Origin of the sequence: Nocardia wallacei, assembly GCF_029868745.1 — a bacterium.
Lineage (GTDB): Bacteria > Actinomycetota > Actinomycetes > Mycobacteriales > Mycobacteriaceae > Nocardia > Nocardia wallacei_B.
The window spans coordinates 1-7929 of sequence record NZ_JARWOP010000368.1; the positions used below are offsets into that span (position 1 = coordinate 1).

The window sequence follows — 7929 nt, forward strand, 5'->3', positions numbered from 1 at the left end:
TCAATCAGCGGCCGAGGCGTCCAGAACGACGGGGCGGCCACTCCTCGCAAACCACCCAACGGCAAGAACCGATCAGCCACACCCCGCCGCCCTGGGCATCCAGAGCACCTTGCCCTGGACACCTACAACCTTATGGAGAACCGATCGTGAGCGAGCTTGCGAGTGCATCATCGGCCCAGCCGGTCCTGGTCGAACGCACCGACGATGTCGTGCTGTGGACGCTCAACAATCCGGCGGCCCGCAATCCGATCTCCGAGGCGGAGACCGTCGACGCGCTGGAGGCGGCGATCGCCGCGGTCAACGCCGATCCCTCGGTGCGGGTGGCGATCCTGACCGGCGCGGGCACGGCGTTCTCCTCCGGCGGGAACGTCAAGCACATGCGGGACCGGACCGGGATGTTCGGCGGCTCCCCCGCCGAACTGCGGCAGGGCTACCGGCACGGCATCCAGCGCATCCCGAAGGCCTTGTACCACTGCGAGATTCCGACCATCGCCGCGGTGAACGGTCCGGCGATCGGGGCCGGGTGCGATCTGGCGCTGATGTGCGACATGCGAATCGCCGCGCGCACGGCTACCTTCGCCGAGAGCTTCGCCAAGGTCGGCATCATCCCCGGTGACGGCGGCGCCTGGCTGCTCCCCCGCGCCGTCGGTATGGCCCGCGCCAGCGAGATGGCGTTCACCGGCGAGGCGATCGACGCGGCCACCGCCCTGGACTGGGGCCTGGTCTCGGCGGTCGTCGAACCGGACGACCTGCTCGACAGCGCCCGCCGACTTGCCGCCCGCGTCGCCGCCAACCCACCCCAGGTCCTGCGCATGACCAAGAAACTGCTCCGCGAAGGCCAATGGCAGAGCCTCGACAGCCTCCTCGAACTCTCCGCCGCCCTACAGGCCATCGCCCACCAAACCGACGACCATCACGAGGCCGTCACCGCCATGCTGGAACGCCGCCCACCCAATTTCACCGGCCACTGACCCCACGGCCACCTGCCCGCCGACGGCTCAACCGAAAGGTGGTGGGGCGGCGGGCTCCAGGCGGAGGACTCGGTTGCCGAGCATGATTTCCGCGCCTTGGACCAGGGCCATGGGCTGGTTGGGGGACAGGCGGATCCAGTCGTGGTAGCCGGGGAGGCGGGCCCGGGTGCCGTTGGTGGAGCCGCGGTCCACGAGCGTGACATCCCAGTTCACCAGCCGGATCTCGGCGTGCGCGCGGGACATGCCGCCGGAGACGTCGTCGATCTTGAGCGGCATCAGACCGCGGCGGGCGGCGTCGGAGTTCTCCGGGTCGCGGCCGATCACCGCGTCGGAGGTCAGCAGGAAGGTCATGCCGTCGTCGAGCACCAGCATGCCCAGGGGCGGGCGCACCACATCCGACGGCGGCTGGGTCTGGTCCACCGGCATGCCGCACACGGTGCAGAACGCCGACCGCGGATCACTGGGATGCGCTCGCGCACACTTGAATCCGACCACGCGCACGGTCAGCGAGGTGGCACGCGTCGTCGCCTCCAGCCGCCGTTCCAGGTCCGGGTCCGAAACCGCCGGGGGAACGGGCGGCTCGGCGGCCGCGCCGTGCGGCGGCGTCATGGACGCGCGCGGATCAGGAACCGGGCGGCCGAGCTGCGTCTCGGCGAGCCGCGCCGCCAGATCGGCCTCGCCCGAAAGCGGTTCCCGCGTTTCGACTTCCGGCAGGGTCTCGGGCGCGGGCCGCGACTCGGCGTCCAGCGGCGAGGTGGGCGGCGGGCCCTCCGGTCGCCGGTGCGCTCCGGCGTTGGGCCGCACCCGATCCCGCGCCCGGGTCCGCTCGTTCTCGAACCACACGATCGCGCCGTCGGCCTGCGCGACGCCCTCCACCAGGGCGCCGATGCCACGCTCCGGAAGCTCGGGGACCGGCCCGCCGTCGTCGTCGATGAACAGCGCCGCCGCCCGATCCGGCGGCGCGGCCACCCGGTCCACGGTGAAGGCCGCGTCCACGCCGCGATACCGCTCGATCCCGGCGTCGCCCGCGAGCACCGCGGTGACCGCGCCGTGCAGGAAGATCGCCAGCCCGCCCGTATCCGCCTGCGACAGAATGCCCAAATCGAACGGCCGGTCCGGACTGATCTGCTCGGCATCGCGCATCAGCCAGCGCGTCGCCTCTCGCGCCACCAGCCGCCCGGGACCGCCCGGCGCCTGCTCCGACGCCTCCGAAACCAGCTGCGCCAGCGCCTCGGCCGCGAGCATCGCCGGCGAATCGGCGCGTACCCGCCCCGGCTCGCGATGCGCGACGAGCACCACCGCACCGGCGATCCGGACCACCACGTGGCTGCCGGTGACAACCTCGACCTGCCGATCCATCAACGGAATCGGCCTCCGGGGTAGCTGTGCGCGGTCCTCACCACATGCACCAGGTTAAGGCAAACCCTTCGCACCGGACCCCCGCCCGGCCCCGGTCCGGTAATTTGAAACGAGGCACCGGGAGGAACGGGGGCTGATCCATGGGCCGCAGCACAAGTGCACCGATCGTCGTCGCAGTCGTCGCATTGGCGGCGCTGCTGGCCGGATGCGGCGCGCAGGGCACGCCGGTCGCGGCCGAACTCGATGTGCGCACCCTCGATGTCGGCCCGTACGCCGTCGACCGGCACGACTACGACCGGCACGCCGCCGGGGACGGCGCGCTGCTGGAGGGCATGCGTATGTCGCAGGCCGTGGTCCCGAGCATCCGCATCGATCCGTCGCTGTCGGTCGGCGCGGGCGGACGGGTGGTGCCCGACAGCGACAACGCCACCAACCACCTGCTCGCCGGAGTCTCCAAGGCGGTGCTCGACCGCCGCGGCATGGTCGTCGGCTACGTGGCCGGCGGCGCCGACCGAGCCGAGGCGCCCGCCCCGGACGCCACCGCCGTCACCGATCTGGTGCTGCGTTTCCCGGACGCCCAGACCGCCGCCCTGGCCGCGCGGGAACTCGAGGACGCCGACTTCGGCGTCGCGCCCGACCTGAACCGCAAACTCACGCTGCCGAAATACCCGGATGCCTTCATCCACTACCGGCCCGGCGTCTCCAATATCGGCACCTTCATGGCCTACCGGGAATTCGTGATCTCCCTGTTCGTCGAGCGCCCGCGCCCGGAGGAACCGGATCTGCTCGCCTGGATCCAGAAGACCCTCGACGCGCAGGTGACCGCGCTGGACCGGTTCCAGCCCACCCCCCAGACCAAGCTCGACGACCTGCCGCTGGACCCCGACCGGCTGCTGTCCCGCGCGGTCGTCCGCGATCGCGACCAGAAGGCCGACCCGGACCGTTTCGCCATCTTCGGCGCACCGGCCTTCGTGCACACCGCCGCCGACGAGACCGCCCGGCAACGCCTGGTCGACGACACCGGTCTGGACGCCGTCGCCGTCGCCGAGACCAGTTCGGTACTGCGCGTGCGCGATTCGGACGCGGGCGCCCGCTTGATCAACGGCCTGATCACCGGCTCGGGCACGCAATACGACCCGCTACCCGCCGTCTCGACCGTGCCCGGCGCGAAATGCCTGGAACTCAACACCAGAGGAAACCGGCAGCGCGAGGCCGTCTACCGCTGCTACATCCCTTACCGCCGATACGTCCAGGTCGTCGTGGCCGACACCCAGGAAGACGTCAAATACCGCACGGCCGCCGCCTACGCGCTGCTGGCTAACAACTACTGACCCGCTCCGCTCCCGCTGCCGTGTCACCCGGCTGAAGTAGGATGCCGCGTGAACCACACGGAAGGGGAGGGCGTGACGATCGTGTTCCGGACGGCTCGGCCGGTGGCGCGCTGATGCCCACCGTCGAACTCGTACTGACCGATACCCGGCTGTGGGCGCGCAGCGAGGCCACCTATTGGAACGGCCCGCCGTCGATCGTGCCCGCCAGTGACAACGCCAGTTTCGTTGCGGGAGAAGCGTTGCGGCCGCAGTATCCGGCGGTGTCGGTGGTCCGGCTGGCCGACGCGGACCGCATCGCCTTCCCCACCCTGCCGACCGCGGCCGACGCGTTCGCGGTGGTGTTCGGCGCGGTGCTGACCAATCTGCGCCTGCCCGGCCCCTGCGACCGGCTCACCGTGGTGGCGCCCTCGGAGTGGGGGCGGCGGCGCCGGGCCGCGGTGCAGGCGGCCGCGAGCCGCCTGGTCGCCGACGTGGCGGTGGAGCCGCTGGCCTTGCGCGCGGCCTCGCTCGGCGCGAGCAACGCGCAGCATCAGCGCATCGCGGTGCTCGAGGTGAATCCGCTGTCCACCACGGCCACCTTGGTCGGCCGGTCCGGGCCGGACACCTGGATCGATGCCTGCGAGCACGAACCGACCGTCGGCCTGGCCGACCCGCCCGAGGCGATCGGCGCGGTCGTCGCCCGACTCCTCGCCGGGCAGACGCCGAATTACCTGGTGGCCGTGGGCATTCCGGACGCCGCGCAGCTGGAGACGCTGCGCGCGGCCATCGTCGGGCAGTGCGGCTTCCCGGTCGATGTACGACCGGTCGCGGGCGCCGATCTGATTCAGAGCGCGTCGCAGCCCCCGGCACATCCGGGTCAGCCGGTCGCCGCGCACCGCCCGGGTTTCGAAGCGCCGCTGCCGGACCGGGACGCGTCCCTGCGAGCACACGCCAACGCCGGGCAGCCGCCGCGCTCCCGGCGCACCACGCTGGTGGCCGCGGCGGCGGCCGTGGTGGTCGCGATCGCGATCGCGGTAGGGGTCGCGATCCTGGCGGGGACACGATCATCCGACGACCCGACACCGGCGGCCGCGCAGACCGGTACCGCGCCGCTCTCCCCCGTCACCGCCGCCGAGCCGCCCACCGGTCGTCCCGCCCCGCAGGCGTTCGGGCGGGTGCAGGCGCAGGTACCCGAGGGCTGGCGGATCGCCGCACAAACCGACACCCGCGTGGATTTGATGCCCGAAGACGGTGCGCGCCAACGGATGACGATCACCCAGAAGCCGCTGGCGCCCGGCTCCACCGTCGAGGACGTCGCGCGCACCCTGGAGGCGCAGGTCGAGCGCCGTCCTCCGGGCACGGTCAGCGACCTGCGGCGCGACCCGGCCTTCGGTGGGCGGCCCAGCCTCTCCTACGAGGAGTACCCGCCCGACGGCACCACCGTCCGCTGGCATGTGCTCGTCGATGCCGGACTGCAGGTCAGCGTCGGCTGCCAATACCCGTCGGACAGTTGGCAACCCATCTCGGGCACCTGCGAGCAGTTCCTCCGGGACGTCCGGCTCACACCGCGGTAGCGGGCGCGCGCAGCACCAGCACCGTGATCTCGCTCGGCGCGAACAGGCGCAGCGGCGGCCCCCAGAATCCGGTGCCGCGGCTGGTGTAGAGCTGGGTGTGCTCCCCGTGCCGGCTCAGGCCCGCGACCACGGGCTGGTCCAGACGCACCAGGTAGTGGAACGGCCAGATCTGCCCGCCGTGCGTGTGCCCGGAAATCTGCAGTGCCACACCGGCTTTCACGGCATCCTCGATCTGCTTCGGCTGATGGGCCAGCAGCACCACGGGCACGTCGGGATCGGCGTCGGCGAGCGCCGCGGGCAGGTCGGGGCCGTGCCCGTCCAGGGCGATGCCGGTCGGGTCGTCGATGCCCGCGATCACCAGCCGGTCACCGTCGCGCTCCACGACCTCGTGCCGATTGCGCAGCGGCTGCCAGCCGATCCCGGTCATGTACTCGAGCCAGCCCGCCGCGTCACCGAAGTACTCGTGGTTGCCGGTGATGTAGAACCGGCCCAGCTCGGCGTCGACCTTGCCGAGCGGCTCCACCTGCGCGCGCCGCCGCTGCACCGAGCCGTCGGCGAGGTCGCCCGCGTGACAGGCGATATCGGGGCGTTGCGCGTTGACGACCTCGACCACCCGCTGCGACCAGCGCAGCCGGTCCAGCGCGGCGAAATGCGTATCGGTGACGACCACCATCCGCAGGCCGTCCAGCCCACGTCCCAGCCGTGGGATGGTCACCTCGACCGTCCGGGCCCGCGGCACCCGCCGCGCCTCCACCATCCCCCAGCCGATCAGCGCCGCCCAGACCGCGACCACACCGATCGCGACGAGGCGCGACCGCACCGGATCGTCCACGCCCGCGACGGCCAGGCCCGCCCGCGCCACCGTGCCGATCACCGACCAGGTGAACAGCACCCATACGACCCCCAGCAGCGTGTCCCCCACAACCACCGCCGCGTCCGATTGCCGGGGCCCGTGCCCGAGCAGCATTCCCGTGGGCAGGAATACGAAGGCGAGCAGGAATACCGCCGATCCGAGCCAGTACAGCGGGCCGTCCACGGTGCTGTAGACCAGCAGCCACCACGGGAGCAGGAAGAGCAGTGCGGGAATCCCCAGGAACAGGGCCACGCGCGGGATGTACTTCACCAGGCCATCCTGTCCGTCGGTGGGTGAGCGCGCCACTTCGCCCCGAAAACGATGGTGCCCGGCATGACTTTGCGGGTGCTATGTTGTCAACCGCTCGACCGCGGCGCCTGCATCGGCCAATCGTGACCCGTGGAGGTGGCCGAGTTCCGACGGAGGGGATACATGCGGAGGACCACGGGACTCCTGGCGGCCGGACTGCTGGTTGCCTCATTGGTGACAGCCGGCTGTGGGTCGGACGGGGGTGGCGGCAGCGCGATCGCGGCCGAACCCGTCGTGGATATCGGACAGCTGGATCTGGGGCCCTACAGCGGGGAACCGCACGATATGGGTCTGCCGAAGAACGACGAGGCGGCCCGCATGATCGAGGCGGAGCGGTTCGGGAACCTGCTACCGCTGCCCTCGGACGTCGACCCGGCCTTCGTGCATCCCGCGCCGATGGCCGCGCTGGTGTTCGTCGATCCCAAGTATTCGCTGCTCAGTGACATCATCAAGATCGACACCAGCCGGTTCCACGACGACGCCCCCGACTTCATCAGCGGATTCGCCAGCTATGCCCGCAACGATCCGTACAACCAGGGCATGGAGCTGGCCAACACGGTCATGCTGTTCCCCGACGCGCAGAAGGCGGCCGACGCCGCGGCGGCGCTGGAGCGCACCGACTTCGGGTACAACGACCGGAACCAGCCGGTGACCCTGCCGAAGTATCCGGGCGTGCACGCGCATTGGGACCCGACCGTCCAGTCGATCGGATCCTGGTACGCGACCGGGCCTTTCGTGGTCTACACCTGGATCTACGACCAGGCCAAGGCCTGGCTGGAGAAGGTGGACCAGCCCGCGCTGACGACGCTGTTGCAGAAGAGCCTGGACACCGTCGTCCCCGCGATCTCCAAGTTCACCCCGACCCCGCGCGACAAACTCATGTCGCAGCCCATCGATCGCGACGACATGCTGCGCCGCACGCTGATCCGGCCCAAGGAGGACACCCTCGGGGCCTGGCTGAACCCACCCGGTGTCTACGACGCCCACGCCGCGCTGCACTTCAGCTCCGATCCGGTGGAGACCAAGCAGATCTTCGACGAGGCCGGCGTGGACCGCTTCGCCGATTACGGCACGCAAGTGTTCCGTGCCCGCGACGCCGCCGGCGCCCAGCACGTCCGGGACGAACTCGGCGATCCCACGCGGAATTTCCGCAGCGCGGCCGCCCCCAAGAACTTGCCCGCCGCCAAATGCCGTGAATACCACGGGAAAGAGAAGATGGCGGTCCGCTACTACTGCTCGGTCGCGCAGGGACGCTACGCCGCGTTCACCTGGGCCGCCCAGTTGCTCGACGCCCAGCAGCGGATCTCCGCTCAATACGCGATGTTGGTGAAGGCCGGATGACCGACTCGAACACGATCTCGAGACTGAGCCGCACCGGCGTCCGCTTCCTCGCGGGCGCACTCGTGGCCCGCCCGCAAGGGGGGCGCACCCCCGGGGGGGGCGCAACACCCCCCCCGCCCCGCCCCCCAACGAGTGCGCCCGCGAGTATGCGGACGCCGGTGCGGCTCAGTCTCGAGATCGTGTTCGAGTCGGTCATCCGGCCTTCACCAACA

At 71.0% G+C, this 7929-nt stretch carries 6 protein-coding genes; 4 read left to right on the plus strand and 2 right to left on the minus strand.

All coding sequences use genetic code 11. The annotated features are described in order from the left end of the window. Nucleotides 1-146 precede the first annotated feature (146 nt). On the plus strand, nt 147-971 hold the full coding sequence (locus QH470_RS34515; protein WP_280276587.1) for a crotonase/enoyl-CoA hydratase family protein: 825 nt from the start codon (nt 147-149) through the stop codon (nt 969-971). Between the two features lie 27 nt (nt 972-998). Here QH470_RS34515 and QH470_RS34520 read toward each other — a convergent pair whose 3' ends face one another. After that, entirely contained in the window at nt 999-2330 is a 1332-nt protein-coding gene (locus QH470_RS34520; protein ID WP_280276588.1) for an FHA domain-containing protein, read from the minus strand. Nucleotides 2331-2470: 140 nt separating this feature from the next. On the opposite strand from QH470_RS34520, the gene QH470_RS34525 reads away from it, so the two are divergent. Continuing rightward, a complete protein-coding gene (locus tag QH470_RS34525; RefSeq protein WP_280276589.1) occupies nt 2471-3661 on the plus strand; it encodes a DUF7373 family lipoprotein in 1191 nt (396 codons plus the stop codon). Between the two features lie 113 nt (nt 3662-3774). Further along, the gene (locus tag QH470_RS34530) at nt 3775-5214 is read left to right on the plus strand and encodes a type VII secretion-associated protein (protein ID WP_280276590.1); all 1440 of its coding nucleotides are present in this window, start codon (nt 3775-3777) and stop codon (nt 5212-5214) included. Here QH470_RS34530 and QH470_RS34535 read toward each other — a convergent pair. Further along, nucleotides 5201-6337 (minus strand): metallophosphoesterase, encoded by a 1137-nt coding sequence (locus QH470_RS34535; protein ID WP_280276591.1) that lies wholly within the window; start codon nt 6335-6337, stop codon nt 5201-5203. The two genes, QH470_RS34530 and QH470_RS34535, sit on opposite strands and share 14 nt — an antisense overlap. Before the next feature lie 162 nt (nt 6338-6499). Here QH470_RS34535 and QH470_RS34540 point away from each other — a divergent pair, with 162 nt between their 5' ends. Then, entirely contained in the window at nt 6500-7717 is a 1218-nt protein-coding gene (locus QH470_RS34540) for a DUF7373 family lipoprotein (protein WP_280276592.1), read from the plus strand. The last annotated feature ends 212 nt before the right edge of the window (nt 7718-7929 follow it).